At 63.7% G+C, this 20,673-nt stretch carries 22 protein-coding genes; 3 read left to right on the top strand and 19 right to left on the bottom strand.

What is annotated here, in order from left to right:
* Nucleotides 1-3: 3 nt before the first annotated feature.
* A complete protein-coding gene (locus CRD15_RS09290) occupies nucleotides 4-1,215 on the bottom strand; it encodes an MFS transporter (RefSeq protein WP_034974330.1) in 1,212 nt (403 codons plus the stop codon).
* A complete protein-coding gene (locus tag CRD15_RS09285) occupies nucleotides 1,215-2,441 on the bottom strand; it encodes a glycoside hydrolase family 1 protein (RefSeq protein WP_187402385.1) in 1,227 nt (408 codons plus the stop codon). Before CRD15_RS09285 ends, CRD15_RS09290 begins: the two co-directional genes overlap by 1 nt.
* A gap of 89 nt (nucleotides 2,442-2,530) precedes the next feature.
* Here CRD15_RS09285 and CRD15_RS09280 point away from each other — a divergent pair, with 89 nt between their 5' ends.
* Complete coding sequence (locus CRD15_RS09280; protein WP_034981920.1) at nucleotides 2,531-3,790, top strand: alpha/beta fold hydrolase; 1,260 nt, start codon at nucleotides 2,531-2,533, stop codon at nucleotides 3,788-3,790.
* A 23-nt stretch (nucleotides 3,791-3,813) separates the two neighbouring features.
* Here CRD15_RS09280 and CRD15_RS09275 read toward each other — a convergent pair whose 3' ends face one another.
* The 3 genes from CRD15_RS09275 to CRD15_RS09265 are packed head-to-tail and all read right to left on the bottom strand — an operon-like array spanning nucleotide 3,814 to nucleotide 5,037.
* Nucleotides 3,814-3,981, bottom strand: a complete 168-nt coding sequence (locus CRD15_RS09275) for a hypothetical protein (protein WP_187402384.1) — start codon at nucleotides 3,979-3,981, stop codon at nucleotides 3,814-3,816.
* 10 nt (nucleotides 3,982-3,991) lie between these two features.
* Entirely contained in the window at nucleotides 3,992-4,675 is a 684-nt protein-coding gene (locus CRD15_RS09270; RefSeq protein ID WP_187402383.1) for a YceI family protein, read from the bottom strand.
* A gap of 20 nt (nucleotides 4,676-4,695) precedes the next feature.
* Nucleotides 4,696-5,037, bottom strand: coding sequence for a hypothetical protein (locus CRD15_RS09265; RefSeq protein ID WP_187402382.1), 342 nt, complete (start codon nucleotides 5,035-5,037; stop codon nucleotides 4,696-4,698).
* A 71-nt stretch (nucleotides 5,038-5,108) separates the two neighbouring features.
* Here CRD15_RS09265 and CRD15_RS09260 point away from each other — a divergent pair, with 71 nt between their 5' ends.
* Entirely contained in the window at nucleotides 5,109-5,483 is a 375-nt protein-coding gene (locus CRD15_RS09260; protein WP_034967776.1) for an RNA polymerase-binding protein RbpA, read from the top strand.
* Here the strand turns inward: CRD15_RS09260 and CRD15_RS09255 are convergent.
* The 3 genes from CRD15_RS09255 to CRD15_RS09245 are packed head-to-tail and all read right to left on the bottom strand — an operon-like array spanning nucleotide 5,474 to nucleotide 8,119.
* Nucleotides 5,474-6,265 carry a polyprenol monophosphomannose synthase gene (locus tag CRD15_RS09255; RefSeq protein WP_034967779.1) on the bottom strand — a complete coding sequence of 264 codons (792 nt, stop codon included), beginning with the start codon at nucleotides 6,263-6,265 and terminating at the stop codon, nucleotides 5,474-5,476. The genes CRD15_RS09260 and CRD15_RS09255 overlap by 10 nt on opposite strands.
* A complete protein-coding gene (lnt, locus tag CRD15_RS09250; RefSeq protein ID WP_187402381.1) occupies nucleotides 6,258-7,685 on the bottom strand; it encodes an apolipoprotein N-acyltransferase in 1,428 nt (475 codons plus the stop codon). The genes CRD15_RS09255 and lnt overlap by 8 nt, the downstream gene beginning before the upstream one ends.
* Nucleotides 7,682-8,119 (bottom strand): FxsA family protein, encoded by a 438-nt coding sequence (locus CRD15_RS09245; RefSeq protein WP_034967784.1) that lies wholly within the window; start codon nucleotides 8,117-8,119, stop codon nucleotides 7,682-7,684. The genes lnt and CRD15_RS09245 overlap by 4 nt, the downstream gene beginning before the upstream one ends.
* 150 nt (nucleotides 8,120-8,269) lie before the next feature.
* Between CRD15_RS09245 and CRD15_RS09240 the strand changes: the two genes are divergently transcribed.
* Nucleotides 8,270-8,542, top strand: coding sequence for a hypothetical protein (locus CRD15_RS09240; RefSeq protein WP_187402380.1), 273 nt, complete (start codon nucleotides 8,270-8,272; stop codon nucleotides 8,540-8,542).
* On the opposite strand, the gene CRD15_RS09235 is transcribed toward CRD15_RS09240, so the two are convergent.
* From CRD15_RS09235 to CRD15_RS09185, 11 genes are read right to left on the bottom strand one after another with little or no spacing between them, the layout of a single operon-like run.
* Nucleotides 8,539-9,267, bottom strand: a complete 729-nt coding sequence (locus CRD15_RS09235; RefSeq protein ID WP_187402379.1) for an SDR family NAD(P)-dependent oxidoreductase — start codon at nucleotides 9,265-9,267, stop codon at nucleotides 8,539-8,541. The genes CRD15_RS09240 and CRD15_RS09235 overlap by 4 nt on opposite strands.
* Nucleotides 9,260-11,929, bottom strand: coding sequence for an RNA helicase (locus CRD15_RS09230; RefSeq protein WP_187402378.1), 2,670 nt, complete (start codon nucleotides 11,927-11,929; stop codon nucleotides 9,260-9,262). The genes CRD15_RS09235 and CRD15_RS09230 overlap by 8 nt, the downstream gene beginning before the upstream one ends.
* Nucleotides 11,916-12,893: a twin-arginine translocase subunit TatC gene (gene tatC / locus CRD15_RS09225; protein WP_034967798.1), complete on the bottom strand. Its 978-nt coding sequence runs from the start codon at nucleotides 12,891-12,893 to the stop codon at nucleotides 11,916-11,918. Before tatC ends, CRD15_RS09230 begins: the two co-directional genes overlap by 14 nt.
* Nucleotides 12,894-13,154, bottom strand: a complete 261-nt coding sequence (tatA, locus tag CRD15_RS09220; protein WP_034967801.1) for a Sec-independent protein translocase subunit TatA — start codon at nucleotides 13,152-13,154, stop codon at nucleotides 12,894-12,896.
* Between the two features lie 38 nt (nucleotides 13,155-13,192).
* Nucleotides 13,193-14,161: a WYL domain-containing protein gene (locus tag CRD15_RS09215; protein WP_034967805.1), complete on the bottom strand. Its 969-nt coding sequence runs from the start codon at nucleotides 14,159-14,161 to the stop codon at nucleotides 13,193-13,195.
* Nucleotides 14,158-15,093 carry a YafY family protein gene (locus CRD15_RS09210; protein ID WP_034967809.1) on the bottom strand — a complete coding sequence of 312 codons (936 nt, stop codon included), beginning with the start codon at nucleotides 15,091-15,093 and terminating at the stop codon, nucleotides 14,158-14,160. Before CRD15_RS09210 ends, CRD15_RS09215 begins: the two co-directional genes overlap by 4 nt.
* Nucleotides 15,090-16,469: a Pup--protein ligase gene (gene pafA / locus CRD15_RS09205; RefSeq protein ID WP_034976654.1), complete on the bottom strand. Its 1,380-nt coding sequence runs from the start codon at nucleotides 16,467-16,469 to the stop codon at nucleotides 15,090-15,092. Before pafA ends, CRD15_RS09210 begins: the two co-directional genes overlap by 4 nt.
* 26 nt (nucleotides 16,470-16,495) lie before the next feature.
* Nucleotides 16,496-16,690 carry a ubiquitin-like protein Pup gene (locus tag CRD15_RS09200; protein WP_034981926.1) on the bottom strand — a complete coding sequence of 65 codons (195 nt, stop codon included), beginning with the start codon at nucleotides 16,688-16,690 and terminating at the stop codon, nucleotides 16,496-16,498.
* 3 nt (nucleotides 16,691-16,693) lie between these two features.
* Entirely contained in the window at nucleotides 16,694-18,217 is a 1,524-nt protein-coding gene (dop, locus tag CRD15_RS09195; protein ID WP_187402377.1) for a depupylase/deamidase Dop, read from the bottom strand.
* Between the two features lie 12 nt (nucleotides 18,218-18,229).
* Nucleotides 18,230-19,783: a proteasome ATPase gene (arc, locus tag CRD15_RS09190; protein ID WP_034981929.1), complete on the bottom strand. Its 1,554-nt coding sequence runs from the start codon at nucleotides 19,781-19,783 to the stop codon at nucleotides 18,230-18,232.
* Between the two features lie 13 nt (nucleotides 19,784-19,796).
* Nucleotides 19,797-20,630, bottom strand: coding sequence for a tRNA (adenine-N1)-methyltransferase (locus tag CRD15_RS09185; protein ID WP_034981931.1), 834 nt, complete (start codon nucleotides 20,628-20,630; stop codon nucleotides 19,797-19,799).
* Between the last annotated feature and the right edge of the window lie 43 nt (nucleotides 20,631-20,673).

The following is a 20,673-nucleotide window of genomic DNA, read 5'->3' as shown; positions in this document are numbered from 1 at the left end:
CCACTACTTCGAAGAGGTGACGGGCAGCACCATCAGCGCGCCGACGATGCAGATGATGCTGCACATGAGGAACATGCCGGGGTAGTCAAAATGCCTCAGCGCGAGTGCGGCTAGGCCGCCACAGAACATGTTGCTGACCCCCTGGGTGAGCGACATCAGCGACACGTCGCGCGCGCGGTTCTTCTTGCTGGGCAACGACTCGTTGACCATGGCCTGATCCACGCTGCTGAAAACACCCCAACTGATACCCAACAGAATCGCCGCGGCACAGACCAACCCCATGCCGGTGGCGATCGTCATCATGCCCGTAGCCGCCGCCACCCCGAACGCCGACACGACAACCAGGATCTTCCGCCGGCCAATCCGATCCGACACATTGCCGCTGACAATCGCGGTGATGATGGTGAACACTGCATACAGCACGGTCAGCATCAGCACGCCGGCGTCTGGATCCGGCACGCCGATGTGATCCCGCAGGTAGTACAGCAAGTAGAACAGGCTGGTGTAATTGGCCAGATGAATCACGAAGCGACTGGCGAAAACCAGCCAATAGTTGCGGTAGGACCCTTCGTCGCCGACCGTGACAGACAGCGAATTATGCGGGCGAACGTGCGAATCAACGTGGCCGCGCCCGACGGCGAATTGGAAGATGAATACAAGGGAAATGACGCCCACAGCCCAGTAAGCCTGCGTAATCGGCAAAGCTGTTGCGACAGCAGTCCCGCCGACAATTCCGAAGGTGTATGTGGCGCCGACAATGCCAGAGACGAGCCCAAACTTTTCCTGCGGCACGACGTCGGCGGTGACTGTCATGAGGTTGTTCGTCACAAACGCAACGAAGACCTGCACTAGGCACCACAGTCCGGTGAGGACCCAGAAGCTGGGTGTGAAGGACATCAGAAACAAGCCGACCGTGACCAGGGGAGCGGCCAGCAACACCCAGGGCAGTCGTTTGCCCCAGCGGTTCACCCAGAACCAACTGCGGTCGGCGGCATAACCGGTGATCAGGCTGGATACCACGGCGGTCGCGCCGCCGAGCATCATGAGTAGGGCGAGGGATTCCTCTTTGCTATCCGGGCGCAGTTCGATCATCTGCAGTCCCAGCAACAGCTGAGTCGGTCCGGCCCAGGCGATGACGGAGCCAAAGAAGGCTATGCCGAACTTCCAGAAGAACAGTTTCGGCTCGCGCTCGGCGGCGGTGAGGGTGTGCAGCATCAGTGGCCGTCCTCTCTGAATTGAGCGCTGATCTCCGGGGTAATGGCGCCTTCGCGGATCAGCGCCTGCAATAGGCGGGCGGCGGGCTTGGCCTGCCGATCAACGTCGACCACGCCGAACTTCTGCGCCATGCCTTCGGACCATTCCCAGTTGTCCACGAAGCACCAGTGGTAGTAGCGCTCCACGGCAGGAACGCGGGAGAGTTCCGCCAGGTGGTCCAGGATGAATGCGCAGCGGAAACGCTCATCCGCGTCGGCGGTGCCGTTCTCCGTGATCCACACCGGCAGTTGGTAGCGCTCCGCGAGCTCGGCGGAGACCTCAGCAATCCCCGGCGGGTAGATTTCCCAGCCGAGGTCGTTGGTGGGGGTATTGGGGAAGGTGGCGTCAGAGAAACCGCGAACCGCAGTGCGCGAGTAGTAGTTAATGGCGACAGCATCGGCGAAGACCCCGCCGCTGGGGAGGTCGACGCCGGGGTGGCCGAAGAGTGGGTGGAAGCGGCCTTCGAAGAAGGCGGGCTCGATTGCCCCTTGGAAAAGCCATTCGACCAGGGGAGTTAATGCGCGGTGGATGGGGTTGCGCGGGTTCATGGGGGCGAAAACGCGGCGGTGGTGGGCGAAGGTCACGCGCGGATTGTCAAGGCGCGAGTGGATGCGCTGGTAGGCCAGCAGGTGTGCGGCTGCCATGTTCCGCAGGCACGGGCGGACCTTGGCGAGGCCACCGCGGCCGGGTGGGGTGGAGCCGAAGAGGTACGCTTCGGTGGCGAAGACGTTTGGCTCGTTGATGGTGATCCAGTCGGTGACCACGTCGCCCAGGTGGTCAAGCACGACGTCGACGTAGCGCAGGAAGATCTCGACGTTCGATTCGCGGGTGAAGGCGCCGGTGGCTTCGAACCAGGCGGGATGGCCGAAGTGGTGCAGAGTGACCAGCGGTTCAATGCCGCGTTCGCGCAGGTCGAGGAACTCTTCTCGATAGCGCTTTAGCGCGTCGTGGTCGTAGCGGCCGGGTTCGGGCTCTACGCGCGACCACTCCACGCCGACGCGGGCGATCTGCAGGCCGAGTTCGCTCATGAGTTGGTTGTCCTCGCGCCAACGGCGCCAGTGGTCGGTGGTGGGGTGCGGGGTGGTGCCGTCTTTGGCGACCCACTCGCTCCAGTTGTTGGGGCGCGGCGATCCTTCGATCTGGAGGCCGGCCGATGCGGTGCCGATGCGGATGTTGCTGAGGTCCATGCACCTAACTTATTGACGCCCTTAGTTTCCTTTGGCAAAGTTTTTCATTTTTACCCCATTGGGGGTATTTGGTTTGTTAAAACAAAACAATGATCAAAAAGACAGCAGCGCTCGCATGCGCAACAGCTATTGCATTTGCCGGTTTCATCTCGCCAGCCCAGGCGGCGGAGGTGACGAAGAGGGAGAAGGTCGCATACTCCAATGTATTCGGTGACCTGCACATGAGGATGCCGAAGACGGTGGACCGGATCGAATACACGACGACCACCTCGGATGGGAAGAAAACCCAGGTTAGCGGCTATATCGTGGAGCCAGTCGTGGAGTGGAAGGGTAAGGGGCCACGCCCAACGGTGGTGATCGGCCGTGGAACGGTCGGGCAGGGCGACCAGTGCGCGCCGAGTAAAAACTGGCCGCTGGATGGGCAGCCGGGTCCGATCAAGTCGAAGCGTTTGGTGAACCTGGAGGGCATCTACGACTGGGTGTTCGCCTCCAAGGGGGTGCGCGTGGTGGTGACGGACTACATCGGCATGGGAACGCCGGAAATGCACACGTACATGAACCGCGACGACCAGGCGCACGCGATGCTGGATGCGGCACGCGCGGCAGGCGTGGGTGACGGGCCGGTGGCGTTCTACGGGCACTCGCAGGGCGGTGGCGCGTCGGCAGCGGCGGTCGAAGCGGCGGCGGAATACGCTCCGGAGCTGAATGTGGTCGGCGCTTACGCATCCGCGCCGCCGGCGGACCTGGAGGCGGTGCAGCGCAACATTGATGGATCTGACCTGGTGGGTGCGATCGGCTTTACGATCAACGGGCTGTTGGAGCGTTATCCGCACCTGCAGCCGTTGCTGGACGAGCATCTGAACGACAAGGGAAAGCAGGCGCTCAAGGACCTGTCGACGATGTGTACCAACGAGATTACGGACAAGTACGGCCACCAGAAGACTAGCGAGTGGACCAAGTCAGGCAAGTCGCTCGATGAGCTGTTGGATGACATGCCCGAGGCGCGGGAGGCTATGGAGCGTCAGCGCATTGGCACTAAACGTCCGGTGGCGCCGGTGATGGTGATATCTGGGCGTCATGACAAAAACGTCGAATACAACCAGGCGAAGGAACTAGCGCGTAAGTGGTGCGAAAAGGGCGCGCAGGTCGAATACCGCGACGACATCATGCCGCCGGTGGGTGAATACAATCACTTCATTCAGGCGGTGACGGGCGGCGCGTTTGGTATCGACTTCATTCTGAAGCGTTTCCGCGGCGAACCGCTGGGGCGTACATGCGAGGGGCCGGTGGGGCAGGCGCAGGGCTCTGTGGAAGGTAGTGCGGCGCTGTCCAGCGTGATGGGAAGTTAAAGTGTCATAATGTATATTATCGGCTAATTCCTGGCCTGCCACAGCTGGTAACACGTGGCGGCCAGGAACAGCACACAGAACGCGGCGAAGAAATACGTCAGCCCCGTGCCCTTCCACAGCAGATAGCCGATAAAGAACAACAGCACGACGATGCGCATGATGCGCGAGTACTTGAGCATCTCCGGAGACATGCGACCGAGCCTACTTAACCTGCTCTAGCACCAGCAACAGATCGATGGTGCCTTCATCGGCAATCGTTGCGGCAACGAACTGCGGCGTGTGAATGTCGTAGTCGCCACGCTTAAAAGGAATGTTGCCCTGCAGGATCACGTGCTCGCCGGTGCGCAGAACCTTCAGCTCGGCGGTCACCTTGTTCTTCTTGCCGTGCAGCTCCAGGTCGCCGGTGATGCTCACCGTGTCAGTCGTGCCATTGTCCGGCAGTTTGGACACGTCCGCGGGCTCCGTCAGCGTGAACGAGGCCTTCGGGAACTTATCGGTATGCAGAATGTTGTTGCGCACGTTGATGTCGCGCTTCTCTACGTCACTGCTAATGCTGGCAACATCCACCGTGACCTGGCCTTCTGTCACCTTCTTGTTGACGACCTTGAGCTCGCCCTCAACCTCTTCGGTGCGGCCCGAGGTGGTCTTGGTACCCGCCGGCAGCTTCTCGTCGAAGGTGTACCCGGCCTGTGAGGTGTTGTCTCCGGCGCCGCTCACCACCTGCCACGTGCCGTCTACACCCACGCTGGCAGGCTCGCCACCTGCGGTTATGTCGGCCGTGCGGAGCCCGCGATCGTTGAAGAAATTCACAACCAGCGGTCCGAACGCCATCAGCACGCCAACGACCATGCCAATTACGGCGAGAGTGATGATTCCCTTACGCATGCTCTACAGCATAGCCCTTCCTACCTGCGACCCCGAAGTTGCTCGATGCGGGTGGCTAGCCCTTCTAGTTCGGACGCCAACTCCTCCAACACCTCGGCGGACTCCCCTTCCCGCGCCGCGGTGCACAGGTCTTCGGCGGCACAGCGGAGCTCGAAGAGGTCATCGTGAAACTTCTGGGCCGCGCTGGCTGACAGGATGACGGAGTCGGCTGGGATGGACGTGCCCGCGAGCTGGGCACGCTGTTCATAGGCCCGTTGGCGGCACGACTGATTGCAAAACTTGCGGGGACGATTCGTCGGACCGGGTTCGACTACCCTGCCGCACCAGGCGCAGTGCTTGGGTCGGGGCTTTGGTCGGGGCATGGAACAATTCTTCGTAGGGTTTCGTTGTTATGATGAGTTAGTTCAAAACACTATGAGGAGTGATGATTCTTATGGCCGATCGCGTGCTGCGCGGAAGTCGCATGGGTGCCGTTTCTTATGAGACGGATCGCGATCACGATCTGGCTCCCCGCCAGATGGTGAAGTACCGTACCGAGGACGGGGAGATCTACGAGGTCCCCTTCGCCGACGATGCGGAGATTCCACAGGAGTGGATGTGCAAGAACGGCCAGCTAGGCACGCTTGTAGAAGGCGAAGGCCAGGAATCCAAGCCGGTGAAGCCCCCGCGCACTCATTGGGACATGCTGCGTGAGCGCCGCAGCCTGGAGGAGCTCGACGAGCTGCTCGAGGAGCGCATCGAGCTTCTTCGCAAGCGCCGTCGCACCGCGGTGAAGCTCATGAAGGAGCAGGAAGCCGCTCAGAAGTAGCGGCTAACGGTGCCGGCGCCGATACGCCAGGACTCCTGCGCCAGGTACTTCACCTGGTTAAAGCGGTGCGCCGCACCCCACTTCGTCACCTGAACCAGAGCCTCGGAGACGATGTTGCCGCTCATCTTCGAATCGCCGATCTCGCGCTCGGTGAAGGTGATCGGAACCTCGCGCACGTCGAAGCCGGCCTCGACAGCGCGCCACGCCAGATCCACCTGGAAGACATAGCCGGCGGAATCAACGGCATCCAGGTCGATGCCCTCCAGAACATCGCGGCGGTAAGCGCGGTAGCCACCGGTGATATCGGACAGGCCAGCGCCCAGAGCCATGGAGGCGTACACGTTGCCGCCCCGGGAAAGCACCTGGCGGCTCAGCGGCCAGTTCACGGTCTTGCCGCCCTTCACGTAGCGGGAGCCCAGCACCATCTCCGCGCCGGAATCGATGCGATCCAGCAGCAGGTACAGCTGCTCGGGAGCGTGAGAACCATCGGCATCCATCTCACACAGAATCTCGTAGTCGCGCTCCAGGCCCCAGTGGAAGCCTGCGATGTAAGCGCCACCCAGGCCCCCCTTGCCGCCGCGGTGCATCACGTGGATCTTCGGGTTCTCAGCGGCCATCTCGTCGGCCAGCTCACCGGTGCCGTCCGGGCTGGAATCATCGACAACGAGCACGTCCACACGCTCGGGCTCGGCCTTCAGTAGCCGACCGATGATCAGGGGAAGGTTCTCCCTTTCGTTGTAGGTCGGGATGATGACCAGCGTTTTATCGCTCAGCTTATTCATGAAAAGCTTTCTTACCTTTCCTAAAAGTGAAAATCACAGACAGCAGACCCAGGATAGCTAGGATCCTTTCCACCCATGGGCCGACGAGAGCTGACAGGGTCATTGTATCGTTTAGAGGCAACTCGGCCTCGAGGGCGTCAGAAGTAAAGATATCGCTGCGCTGCTGAACCTTCCCATCCGGCGAGACAATCGCCGAGACACCCGAGGTAGCGGCAACCACCACCGCACGATCGTACTCCTGTGCGCGCATTCGCGACATTGCAAGCTGCTGGTAGGTCATGTCCGTGAACCCGAAGGTCGCGTTATTCGTCGGACTCGTCAGGATCTGCGCGCCACCCTGTACAGCCATGCGGAAAGCCCCGTCGAAGCTGACCTCGTAGCAGGTAGCCACGCCAACGGGGATGCCGTTCATGTGCACCACGCCATTATCGTCCCCGGGCTGGAAGTTACCGGCGCGGTCGACGTACTCGCTGAAGTTGCGCAGGAAACTGCGGAAGGGCATGTATTCGCCGAAGGGCTGTAGGAAGCGCTTGACGTGGCTCTCCCCCGGCCCGTTGCCGTCCCACACCACCATCGTGTTGTGCTGCGGGCTGACGGTACCGACCAGGATCGGGGCACCGATGGAACTCTGCGCACGCTCGATTTCCTGGCGGGCGGCGCGGTCGGTGAAAGGATTGACGTCCGCGGAATTCTCCGGCCAGATGACGATGTCCGGGTGCGAGTCCAGCTTCTCGGTGTGGCGCACGTGATTATCCAGCACAGCGCGGCGCTGAGCGTTGAAATCCAAGCCCAGGCGCGGCACGTTGCCCTGCACGGCGACGACATCGACGCTGCGCTCTGCGTTGGTTCCGGGAATCAGCAGCACATAGGCGCCCACCACGGCCACTACCCCAGCCAGGGTGAATGCCGGCATCCGTTGCTTGCGGACAGTCAAGGCCAGCAGCACGCCGATCAGCACCACGGCGAAGGTGACCACCGCCGGGCCGCCGAGGCGGATAAGCCAACTCAGCGGGCCGCTGGCCTGGCCCCACGCGATGCGTCCCCACGGAAAACCCCCGAAGGGGAAGGAAGAACGCAGCCACTCGACCGCGACGAACCAGGCTGGGATGCCGAGGATCTGGGCTGGGAGGGGGCGTCGTACTAAATGCTTCAGACCCCACCCGAACAGCAGGCTATACAGGGACTGGACAAGAGCGAGGGCGATCCACGCAGCCGCGCCGACGAACTCCCCCACCCAGGGCAGCAACAGGGCATAGATCGTGGCTCCCTGCGCCCATGCCATTAGCATCGCGCGCCGGTGGTCGACGAAGTAGAACAGCAGCGCAAACCCCAGCGGCGCTGCCCACCACAGACCAGTCGGCTCGAAGGAAGCGAAGATCATCACGCCGCTGAATACAGCGACGAGGAGCCTGAGGATCATTCGTTTTCGCCCGCACGGTGGTCGATGACGTCGCCCCACCCATTCGAATCCTGGATCCGGTTAACTCGCGAATACGTCGTGACGCCGAAGCTTTCCAGTGAACGGCGCGCCGCCTGGCCGAGCATCTTGCGGATCACGGTGCGCGTCGGGGGGATCAGGAAAAGCAGGCCCAGGAAGCTCGAGACGATACCGGGAACGGCGACGCCCACCGCGCCAACCATGGAGAGCGCCATATCGGCCGACAGCTTCCCCGGTTGGTCGTTATGCTGCAGAGCGCGGACGGTGAGCTCACGCATCTGCCATGTGGCAACAGCAATGCCCAGGACAAACAGGCCTAGGAGCAGCAGCAATGCCCAGAGCCAGCCGATCCACTGGCCAAGCAGGATGAAGGCGATGACCTCCACTACGAGGTATACGGCGGGGAGAAATTGCATAAGACTTGGAAGCTCCTATAGTCTCTGTCTGAAAATTTGTTATGAAATCGCGATCTTCGTAACGGAATCGTGCTTACATAACGATAACGAAGGTGTGGGAAGAATCGTTCCTGCGCAACTCGAAAAACGATACTTTTAGGGAGAACCTCGATGCGTCTACGTCGCTCTATCATCGCCGCTGTACTGGCCCCCACCATGGCTCTGGCCACCGTCACTCCGGCGGTTGCGGAAACGACTACTCAGAGTTCCGGTGCCGAGGGCTCCAGCACTACCACCGAGGGCTCCAGCACCAAGGAATCCGATGAGTGGTGGGAAAACCTGAACCCCTTCGCCAAGGTAGCTATCGGTATCGCCGCTGCCACCGGCATTTCCGTCGCTTTCGGCGTGCTGCGGACGATCTTCTACAACATCTTCCACGTCTAGCGTGGCGCACGCCGCCACAGCCAGCGCGGGACCACCTGCATGGCGGCGGCAAGTAGCTTAAGGGAGCGCGGGATCCACACGGATTCCGCGCTGTCGTCGTTTATGGCGCGAACCGTAGCCTCAGCGACCACGTCCGGCGTGGTGGACAACGGCGCCGGATCCATGCCGCGGGTCATACGGCCAATGACAAACCCCGGGCGCACGATCACCAGGCGCACGCCGGTGCCCTGCAAAGCGTCCTGCATGCCCTGGCAGAAGCCATCCAGGCCGGCCTTCGCGGAACCATACACATAGTTCGGCCGGCGCACGCGAGCGCCGGCGATGGAGGAATAGGCCACCAGCACTCCCCTGCCGCGGGACTTCATCACCTGGGACAGCTCCGTCAGCAGGACCGCCTGGGCGGTGAAGTCCGTGTGCAGGATGCGGTAGACCTCGGCAGAATCGCGCTCCGCGAGTTCCTGGTCGCCCAGCACGCCGAACATCGCCAGTGCGACGTCCAGCGGGCCGGTGGCCTCAATCTCCGCGATGAGATCGGCGTGGGAATCCACGTCGGTGGCGTCAAAAAAGAAGGAATCGACCTGCGTGGCGCCGAGGCGGGTCAGCTCCTCGGCGAGATCCGTCGTGCGTCGGCCCGCGAGCACCAGATGATTGCCAGGGGCGAGGCGCCGGGCGATCTCGCCGCCGATCTCGCTGGTCGCGCCGAAGATTGCGATTTTCCTAGCCATCGAGGGCTACAACTCCTCGTCTCATAGCGGCGACTGCCTTGCGGGAGGCCGCCTTCACTTCATTGGAATAACCGGTCAGCTTGATCTGATCCAGCAGGTCGATCACGCGGCGGCACCAGCGCACGAAATCGCCGGGGGTCAGGGTGGCGCCGCTCGCCTCGGCCGCGCGCAGGCAGTATTCCAGCGGGGCACCGGCGGTCCACTGGTGCACTGCGGTGGCGAAGCCCAGCTCCGGTTCGCGCGTGACGGTGAGGTTGTGGCGCTGCTCGTCGGTGGAAAGCTCCTGGTAGATCCGCCAGGTCTGGCTGATGGCGGTGGCCAGGGGCTCGGTCGGCACGCCATCGTCCTTGGCACCGGAATCGCGACGGTTCTCGAAGACACAGGTGCTGGCCACGGCCGCGAGCTCCGCCGGATCCAGGTCGTCCCAGATTCCGCGGCGCAGGCACTGGGCGACCAGCAGGTCGGATTCGTGGTGGATCCTGGACAGGCGCTCGCCCTCCAGGGTGATGCGGGCGGTGTTGTCGCCGAGCTCCACATAGTCCAGCTCCGCCAGCAGCGCGAGGATACGGTTGAACTGGGCGGACAGGGAATCGGACTCCTGTGGATGCTCCTTCTGTTCGAACTCCAGGCGGCGGCCGGCCTTGAGGTACTGCTCGGCGGCGCGGCACAGTTCCTCGCGGCCTTCCCAGGCGTGCACCGGGTGGGCGTGGACCCGTTCGCGCAGCTCGAGTGCGTGCAGGGAACGGCGGCGCGCCCGGGGCTTGAGCTTCTTTGGCTTATCCAGCTGCAGGCGCCGCAGGTTGGCGGCCACTCCCCTGGCCTGGCGCTTCGGGTTGCGCGCCACGCCCTTGTGCAGGCGCATGTGGCCGATGTGCACCGGGGTGTTGCCGAACATGTCGGGGTTCACCCGCTCCACCCAGCCGTCATCGGTGATGATCGTCGGGCGGCCGCGGTGGTCGGAGCGGACGATGACAGCCGTCGTGGGATTCTTGCCGGTGGGCAGGGCGATCACGTCGCCGGCCTGCAGAGACTGCAACAGTGAGGTGGTCTCCGTCGCCGCCTCGTCGACGACCATGCGTTTGGCACGGCGCTCCTCCTGTGACAATTCGCGGCGCAGCTGGCCGTACTCGGTGACCAGCTGGAAGTCCTCGTTCAGGCTGTTTGACGGGCGGCGCACGCTGCGGATCGCGGCTTTGAGCTGCTTTTCCTGCTGGGCAAGTTCGCGGCGGCGCTTCTCTATCTGCTCGGCGCTCTCCACCACTGCGCCATTGGTCTGATACTGGGCAAAGGAGCGCAGCAGCAGGCGGTGTGCCTCATCCAGCCCCATCGTGCCGATGAGGTTCACGGCCATGTTGTACCCCGGACGGAAGGTGGAATCTAGAGGGTAGGTTCTTGTCGACGCCAGGTCTGCGACTCCATAAGGATCCAGCCCATGGCTCCACAGCACCACCGCATTGCCCTTCGTGTCGATGCCGCGGCGGCCCGCGCGACCCGTGAGCTGGGTGTATTGGCCGGGGGTCAGGTCGGCGTGGGTCTCGCCGTTGAACTTCACCAGCTTCTCCAGCACCACCGAGCGGGCGGGCATGTTGATGCCCAGCGCCAGGGTCTCCGTGGCGAAGCAGACCTTCAGAAGGCCGCGGGCGAAAAGGTCCTCTACGATGTGGCGGAAGGCCGGCAGCATGCCGGCGTGGTGGGCGGCGAAGCCACGGGAGACTGCGCGGCGCCACTGGCGGAAGCCGAGGACGTTCAGGTCCTCCTCCGTCAGGCCGGCCACTCCTGCGTCGATGGTGCGCAGGATCTCTTCCTTCTCCGCTGGGGATGAGTAGTCCACGCGATCGACCAGGAGGGCGCGAACGGCGGCGTCACAACCAACACGCGAAAAGATAAAGTAAATCGCAGGCAACATGCCGGCGGTGGCCATGTGCTGGATCACGTCCCCGCGCTTCGGGCCGCGCCGCTTGCCGGTTTCCTCGGCCTTAGCGGCGGCGACGACCTTGCGGTTGATGGCGCCGAGGTGCTGCTCCGAGCCTTCGAAAAGGGGCAGAATCTGGCGGCCGACCATCATGAACTGGGTCAGCGGCACGGGGCGCTTCTCGGTGACGATGATCTCGGTATCGCCGCGGACGGCGGAAAGCCAGCCGCCGAACTCCTCGACGTTGGAGACGGTGGCGGACAGGGACACGAGGATCACGCGCGGGTCGAGGTTGAGGATGGCCTCCTCCCAGACCGGGCCGCGGGAGCGATCGGCCAGGAAGTGCACCTCATCCATGACGACGTGCGTGAGAGTCTCCAGCCGCTCGGAATCGGCGTAGATCATGTTGCGCAGGACCTCGGTGGTCATCACAACGATGGGTGCGTCGCCGTTGATGGTGACGTCGCCGGTGAGCAGACCGACGTTGGCCTCGCCGTAGCGCTCCACCAGGTCGTGGAACTTCTGGTTGCTCAAGGCCTTGATCGGCGTGGTGTAAAAGCAGGTGCCGTCGCCGTGGAAGGCGGCGAAGACGGCGAACTCGCCGACGATCGTTTTGCCCGCGCCCGTAGGGGCGGCCACCAGGACCCCCTGCTCCCTGTCGATGGCTTCGGCCGCCTGGACCTGGAAATCGTCCAGCGGGAAGTCGTACTGGGCGCAGAAGCGCTCTACCTGGGGGCTAAAGGATGTCATCGAAATCGCTGTGAGTGAAGTCTTGAGCCTTGGGGTCTTGACGTTTCGGCGTGGCTATCGGGCGAGCCGCGCTAGTGGACTGCGGGGCGGGCGTGGCGGTGGCAGGCTGGATGGGCTGCGGTGCGGCGATGTCGGAACTGTCATCGTCGTCGAGTTCCAGCCAGTCCTCCTGGTTGTTCTTGCGGCGCTTGTCGTTGAGGCGAGCGATCTGCGTGGCGATCTCCATCATCGCGCACAGGGAGGTCGCCAGGATGACCATAGAGATCGGATCCTGACCCGGCGTGACGAACGCAGCGAAGAGGAACAGGAAGGCCCAGATAAAGCGGCGCTTTTCCTTCAGCTGCTGGTAACTCACCACGTGCGCCAGATTCAGCAGCACGGTGATCAGCGGCACCTCGAAGCTCACGCCGAAAATCAGCAGCAGCGCCATGGCGAAGCTGAAGTACTTCTCGCCGTTCAGCGCGGCGATCTGTGCCTCGTCACCGATCGTCAGCAGGAACTCCAGGCCGAAGGCCAGCACGAAGTAAGCCAGCACTGCACCAACGGCGAACAGCACGCCGGCGGAAATGCCCACGCCGAGGGTCCAGCGCTTCTCATTCTTGTGCAGACCCGGGGTGATATAAGCCCAGATCTGACCCAGCCAGATGGGTGAGGAAAACACCATGCCGGCCAGCGCACCGACCTTCAGGCGCAGCATAAACATCTCGAACGGGCTGGTCGCCAGCAGGCGACACTCCCCCGCCTCAGAGCCGAAACGTGCCTCGGGCGGCAGGTTGCAATACGGTCCGCGCAGTACCTCGCCCAGCGAAGCGATCGGGCCGACCTCGACGTTGTACCAGATGTAGCCGATGATCGTGCCGATGAAAATGGCAACCAGGGAAATGAATACGCGCTTGCGCAGCTCATTGATGTGCTCGACGATGGTCATCGAACCATCGGCGGGCTTCTTTAGCTTCTTAGCCACTTACTCGTTCGGCTGCTGCTCGGTCTTCGGCTGAGCCTGCGGCTGGGCCAGGTTCTGTGCCTGCTGCTGCTCGGCGGTCGGAGCCTTCTTCTCGGCCAGCTCTTTCTTGTCGCCGTCGGTCTTCATCTCGTCCATCTCGGATTTGAAGATGCGCATGGAACGGCCCAGGGAACGTGCCGCGTTGGGCAGGCGGGTCGCTCCGAACAGCAGGAAGATGACCAGAGCGATGATAATTAGTTCAGGAACGCCAAGGTTCGGCATTGTTTTCCACGAGCTTTCTGTTGTTGGAATCGGTCTTTCTATCCTAGCCCGCGAGCCTCGTATGCTTCGAGGCCGCGCCGCGCTAGGGCTTTTAAGTTCTCGGACAATGGTAGCGGTTCAAGCACGCGAATTCCGTGCGAAAACCCGAGTAAAAACCTAAGAAGCCACGGGCCGGTTTCGGGCACGTCGACGACCAGGCGTGACTCGTCCTCCACCACCCACATAGGGAAGTACTCCAGCATCCACCGCAGCGACTCGTCGAGCTCTATGCGAGCCCATCGGTCGCTACCCGCAAACCCGAAGGGATCCTGCGGGTCGATCTCGGGTACGTCGAGCGGGCTGGCTGTGCCTTCTTCGCCCAGGTCAAGCCCGTCGATGCGGGACAGCGCAAAGGTTTTTCTAGTGACGCCACCTTCCCGCGCCCACAGGTAATACTCCCCGTCGACCAGGCCCACGTGGTCGGGGTCTACGGTGCGGGGGCTGAACGTGTCGCTGGAGACGGATTGGTAGTTGAAGCTGACTTGGCGGCGGGTGCGGATGGCCTCAGCCAGGCTGTGGCGCAGATCCAGGAAGGACGCCTCCGAGGGGGCCAACTCGGGGGTAAAAGTTTCGGTATGGGCGCGTCGCGCGCGCAGGAGCGTCTGGATCTTCTCGCTGGCCGTGTCGATCGTCTGCTGTGTCTCCGCCGGCGCCGTGGAGCGCAACGCCTCCAGGTTCAGCAACAGTACACCGGCCTCCATCGGCGTGAGCGCCACTGGGCGATCCAACCCGGCGGAGAACTCCACGGTGGCGCGCATGCGGTCGACCGTGACCTCCACCAGGGATCCCGGGAAATAGCCGGGAAGGCCGCACATGCTGACCTGACCGAGCTCGCGGGTGATCTGCGCGGTCGACAGGTTAAGGGCGCGCCCAGCCTCCATCAGGCTGCTGTCCGGGTGATTGCGGAACCAGGCGACCACCGACAGTGTGCGCTGGAACTGCTCGGCGTTGGAACGAAGGGGCGTCATTTAACAGCCTCCTTGAGAACGGCAACAACATCGGCGACGAGATCCGGCGGCGAGGTAACGATGACATGGGGTGCATAGGCGGCCGCGGTGCGGACAAACCACGTGCGCTCCACGGGGCCGATCTGGCCGTTGTCATCGGTGAGGCGGCGCAGCTCCCAGGCGCCGTCATCCGGGAACTCCACGGTCGCCGTGACCATCTGGCGGCTGCGCGCCAACCCCTGGGCGATGAGCTGCTGCGGGGTGCTTTCCGGGCGGGGGTGCTGGGAAAACTCCGGGAGGGCTACGACGGAATCGATGCGCGCCAGGCGGAAGGTGCGCTGGGCCGCGCGGTCGGGGTCGAAACCCGTGACATAGGTCAGGCCGTCCTGGGCGCCGAACGCCCACGGCTCCAGGCGGCGCTCCTGGGGTGTATCGACCAGCGAGGGATAGTAGTTGAAGCTCAAGACCAGGCCGTTATCGAGGGCACGGAAGATAGCGTCGAAGGAATCGCCATCCAGGTCAGTGTGATCCGGGATGGCGGGAATGGCAACCTCGCCGGTGGAGATGCGGTGCTGCATCCCGGCGGCGGCCAGCTTGGCATACGCGGACTGGGCGGCGTGATGCATGCCGCTGGACTGGGCCCAGTGGCTGGCGGCTGCGATGACGGCAGCCTCGGCATCGGTGAACTCGATGTCGGGAAGGAAAGTCTGGGCGGGGTCGAGGCTCAGTTCGTCCGTGCCGCCGATATGCACGCCCAACGCGGCGAGGTCCCGGCGGTCGCGGCTGAGCTGGCGGCGGGCGGAATCGTCGTTGTCGTGCTGATAGCCATCAACATTGGCCAGCACCCATTCGACGGAGCGCGGACCGTCGGAGTTGAGAAGTGCGATCACCAAGTTAAACAGCCGGGTGGCGCCGGGCATCCAGTGGGTTTCGACGGGGCGATTGCGGTTCATCGGGCTTCCAGGGAGGAGATAATGCGGTCGACATCCTCGTTGGAGTTGGCGAAAGGATCGGCCAGCAGAGCCTCTGCCCCATTCTCGCCGTTGACCTTCACCCGCATCCAATCCACCGTGTAGGAGAGCTCGGGATGCGCACGCACCGCGGAGATGAAGCGGCCGCGCACCGCCGCGCGGGTGGTCGGCGGGGCCTGACGGACGGCCTCCTCGATCACCTCCGGCGCCAGCAGAGTCTTGGCCAGCCCGCGCCGGGCCAGCACGTTGAACAGACCACGTTCCGGGTGGATGTCGTGATACATCAGGTCGATCTGTGCCAAACGCGGATCGATGGGATCCAGGCCGCGGGCGGCGGCCATGCGATCCAGGAGGGACTTCTTGATCACCCAGTCGATCTCCGTGGAGACCGGAGCGAAGTCGCCCGTGTCGAAGCAGTCCAACACGCGGCCCCACAGATCCACCACGGGGGCTAACTCCGCGTTGGAGGTGCCTTGCTCCGTGTCTTCACGCGAGGCGAGGTAGGCGCGGGCGGCGTCGTAAAAAGCGCGCTGCACCTCCAACGGCGTGGCAGTCGACCCGCTGCGCAGAGCGATGTCCACCTGGCCGGTGAAGTCGCGGGAGATTTCGCGGATAGAGCGAATCTCGTTGGCCATCTCGAAGTCGGGCAGGGAAACGCCGGCCTCGATCATCTCCAGCACCAGTAGAGTGGAGCCGACCTTCAGGGCTGTGGTGACCTCCGACATGTTCGAATCGCCCACGATGACGTGCAGGCGGCGGTACAGGGAGGAATCGGCGTGTGGCTCGTCGCGGGTGTTGATGATGGGGCGCGAACGGGTCGTGGCGCTGGAGACGCCCTCCCAGACGTGGTCGGCGCGCTGGCTCATGGTGTAGCCGGGGCCGAAGTTCTCGTTCGGCGCGCCGGGGTACGGGATGGCGAGCTTGCCCGCGCCGCAGATCAGCTGGCGGGTGACCAAGAAAGGCAGTAACTGCTTGCTGAGGCCCTTCAAAGGAATATCGCGGCTGACCAGGTAGTTTTCGTGGCAACCATAGGAATTGCCGAGGGAGTCCGTGTTGTTCTTGAGCAGATAGACCTTGCCGCCGACGGCCTTCTCGGCGCGGTCGGCCAGGTCGTGGAACATCAGGTCGCCGGAGCGATCATAGGCGATCAGCTGGTGTAGGCTATCGCATTCCGCGGTGGCGAACTCCGGGTGGGCGCCGACGTCCAAGTAGAGGCGCGAGGCGTTCTCGGTGTAGATGTTCGAACTGCGGTGCTCCTCCACGACGGGGGCGAAGAGCTTGCGGGCGATCTCGTCGGGTCCCAGGCGACGGGAGGAATCCTGCATGTTGGCGATGCCATACTCCGTCTCCAGCCCCATGATGCGGCGGCGGATAGCTGGGGAGGTCACTGCCCGCCCTTTTGCACGTAGGAGCGGACGAACTCCTCGGCGTTGTTTTCTAACAGCCCGTCAATCTCGTCCAGCAGATCGTCGGTGCCGGTGACGTTCAGCTGCTGGGTGCCGGCGCCGGTCGTCTTATCCAGCGGTTGGTCGTCGTCGCGCCGACCGCCGCCGGCGCTGATCTGTCCGCCCTGAGTCATTGGTTAATCTTCCTTTCTGCCAATCCCGGAGACCTTGTCCGGGTGGATGTCCTTCAAGCCTGCCACGAGCTCGGCAATGGTGGGCCGAGACCCCGATTCCAATAGCGCGCGCAGCTCCAGTTGGTTGAACGCGCGGGGGTCGTCCATGGTGATCCGCACGGCACCGTCGGGGGTATCGACGATGACGTTATCCCAGTTCGCCGAGAGGATGTCGGCGGAGTAGTTCGCCACCAAGTGCCCGCGCAGCCAGGCGCGCGTGGCCCGTGGTGGGGCGTCCACCGCTGCCGCTACCTCCGCCGGGTCGACCAAGGTGCGCATCCGGCCCTTGTTCACCAGAGCGTGGTACAGCCCGCGACGCGGGTCGATGTCCGAGTACTGCAGATCCACCAACGCCAGGCGCGGGTCGGTCCATTCCAGCCCGCGGGCGCGGTAGGCGTTGATCAGCTGCAACTTGGCCGTCCAGTCCAGCCGATCGGCGGTGGACAGCGGGTCGGCTTCTAGGTCGTCCAAGATCTCGCCCCAGAGCTCGTAGACCTCCAGGTCGTCGCCGCGCAGATCGAGGATCTCCCAGACCCTCTTGCGGATCTCCCGCTGCGTCTCGATCGCCGTGCGCGCGACCTGACCGTAGAAGCGCAGGCGGTAGGTGCAGTCCAGGTCGCGGGAGACGCGCTGGACGTCCGCTACCGGTTCCAGCAGGCGCAGGTCGCCGAAATAGGCGCCCGCGGCGACAGCCGCCAGCACCAGCGCGGTGGTGCCGAACTTCAGGTAGTTGGAGAACTCGCTGAGGTTTGCATCGCCGATGATGACGTGCAGGCGGCGCCACCTATCGGCCTCCGCGTGGGGTTCGTCGCGGGTGTTGATGATGCCGCGGTTCAGGGTGGTCTCCAGCGAGATATCGGTCTCGATGTAGTCGGCGCGCTGGGTAATCTGGAATCCTGGTTGCTCGCCTGCTGGACCCAACCCGATGCGGCCAGCGCCGCAGAAAACCTGGCGGGTGACGAAGTGCGGAATTAGGGCGGCCTGCACGTCCTCAACGTTCAAGTCCCGGGGGTACAGGTAGTTCTCGTGCGCGCCGTAGCTGGCGCCCTTGCCGTCGACGTTGTTCTTGTAGATCTTCAGCTCCGGCTCGGCGGCCTCGGCTGCGCGGTGCATGATGATGTCCCCCGCCCGATCCCACACCACCGCATCGCGGGCGGTCGTGGTCTCCGGGGCGGAGTACTCCGGGTGCGCGTGGTCGACGTAGAAACGCGCCCCGTTGGCCGTGATGACGTTCGCCGCGCCGAGGGCGTTCGGATCCAGTACCGGTGCGCTCCCCCGGCGATAGCGGCGCAGGTCGAAGCCGCGAATGTCGCGCAGAGGAGACTCGTTCTCATAGTCCCACCGGGTGCGACGGTTCACCCCCTGGCCAGAGTGCTCCGCATAAGCCACGACGGCCTGGGTGGAGGTGAGGATCGGGCTGGCAGCCGGGTCGTTCACCGCGACGATGCCGTATTCCGTCTCCGAGCCAATGATGTGCGGGCCAAACAAGATTCTTCCCTCCTAGACCTTGTGCACGTCGATGTCCACGACGCGCTTCGTGCCATGGCCGTAGATGCGCGCCCACTCCGCGGGATTGGTGGTATCCGGCAGGTCTTCCGAATCCGCCACCTCGGCAAGCACCGCCGCGGAGACGTGATCCGGGCGCAGGCCGTCTGTACCGTTTGCGCCGTTGTGCAGCGCATCCTTGATGGCCAAAGTCTTCGCCCGATCCACGATGTTCGCCAGCATCGCGCCGGAAACGAAGTCCGCCCAGTACAGGTCCTCGTGGCTGCCGTCGGCATAGTGGAGCGTGACGTAACGGTGCGCCTCGTCCCGGGCAAAGAGCTCGTCGACAATGCTCTGCCGCAGGGCCGCCGCTGCTGCGTCGCTGGAACCGGCGGTGGCGGAAAAGTCGGCGTCAATAGGAAGAGAAGCAACGAGGTGCTTCGACAAGATGGCCTCCGCACCGGCCGCGTCGGGCCGGGCAATGCGGATCTTAACGTCGAGGCGACCGGGGCGCAGAATGGCCGGGTCGATGAGCTCCTCGCGGTTCGAAGCACCGATGATAATGACGTTGCCTGCGGCCTCCACACCGTCGAGCTCGGCGAGCAGCTGCGGGACGACCGTCGACTCCATGTCGGAGCTGACGCCCGTGCCGCGGGTGCGGAACAGCGCCTCCATCTCGTCGAAGAAGACGATGACAGGGCGGCCCGAGCTGGCCACGCGGCGGGCCTGCTCGAAGATCGCGCGGATCTGGCGCTCGGTCTCGCCCACGAACTTGTTCAGCAGCTCGGGGCCCTTGATGTTGAGGAAGTACGGGGAATCCGACTGCGCCAGGGAGTTCGCCACAGCCTTCGCGATGAGGGTCTTGCCGTTGCCGGGCGGGCCGTAGAGCAGCACGCCCTTCGGCGGACGTAGGCCATAGCGCGTGTAGATCTCGGGGTGCAGGAAGGGCAGCTCGACCGCGTCGCGGATCTGGGTGATCTGCTGGCCCAGGCCACCGATGTCGTCGTAGGTGACGTCCGGGACTTCCTCCAGGATGAGGTTGTTCGTTTCCGCGCGGGGTACGGCCTCGAAAGCCCATCCGGACTTGCGGTCCACGATGACGGAATCGCCGGTGACCACGTTGCCGACCAGGTCCGCGGCGGCCTTGACTACGTACTCCTCGCCCACCTTGTCGGCGATGATCAATCGATCCCCGGTGACCTCCACGACCTGCGCGATGTCGCCGAAGTCCGGCTGGCCGGTGACCTCCACGACCTGCTGCCCCTCCCCCAGGCGCACCATCGCGCCGGGGACGAGTTCGTGCTGCGGAACATGTGGAGAAACCATCAGGCGCATCCGGCGGCCGGCCGTAAATACCTCCGCGGTGAAATCCCGGTTGGCCTGCAGCAACGTGCCGTAGGTGCTGGGCGGTTCCGCGAGCGCTTCCAGACGACCGTTGATCTCCTCCAGCTTCGCGCGGCTGGCCTGCAACAGCTCCACGAGTTTCGCGTTGCGCGCGCCGAGTTGCCGGTTTGCGATCTGCAACTCGCGTAGGGTCTTCGGTCCTTCCGCTGCTGTGTTCTCGGTCATACTGACCAGTCTACTAACGGCGTGCGCGGCGTTGCGGTCGAGGTGCGGTGACGCCATCAGCCAGCCTGCGCGCCAGGATCAGAAATGCCGTGTGCGCATTCATCCGGTGTTCGGGGCGGGTGGCCAGGCCGTCGACCTTCCATTCGCGAACGAGGGATTCCCACGCCTTGGGTTCGGTGAAGCAACCGGTTTCGCGGATGCCTTCCATGACCTTCATCAGTTGCGGCACGGTGGCGACGTAGGTCATGAACACGCCACCCGGGATCAGCACGTCCTTGACGGTATTCAGCATCTCCCAGGGCTCTAGCATGTCCAGCAGTACGCGGTCGACTTCCCCGACGTCCTCCTTGGTGACGGTCTTCAGGTCGCCGAGGCGCAGGTCCCAGTTGTCGGGGTGACCGCCGAAGTAGTCCTCCACGTTGTCCTTGGCGTAGGCCAGGTGATCTTCGCGGATTTCATAGCTGATGACCTTGCCGGTCGGGCCGACGGCGCGCAGCAGCCAGGTGCTCATTGCGCCGGAGCCGGCGCCGGCTTCCAGCACGGTGGCGCCGGGGAAGATATCGCCTTCCACGAGGATTTGGGCGGCATCCTTCGGGTAGATGACCGCAGCGCCGCGGGGCATGGACAACACGTGGTCGACCAGCAGGTGGCGGAAGCACAGGTATTCGCCCGCGCCGGAGGACTTCACCACGGTGCCTTCGTGCTGGCCGATGATGCCGTCGTGGCGGATCTCGCCCTTGTGGGTAAAGAAGCTCTCGCCCTTGGCCAGGGTGATGGTGAAGTGCCTGCGCTTGGCGTCTGTGAGCTGCACGCGGTCGCCTTCGGTGAAACGGCCGGAATATGCCATGTGGTCTTCCTTCCTGCTTTAAGGGATCTGCACCACTTTACTA

It is taken from the genome of Corynebacterium sp. LK28, assembly GCF_014335105.1.
Classification (GTDB): domain Bacteria; phylum Actinomycetota; class Actinomycetes; order Mycobacteriales; family Mycobacteriaceae; genus Corynebacterium; species Corynebacterium macclintockiae.
Note: the sequence above shows the minus strand (reverse complement) of the source record. Positions and strands in the feature narration are given on the sequence as shown.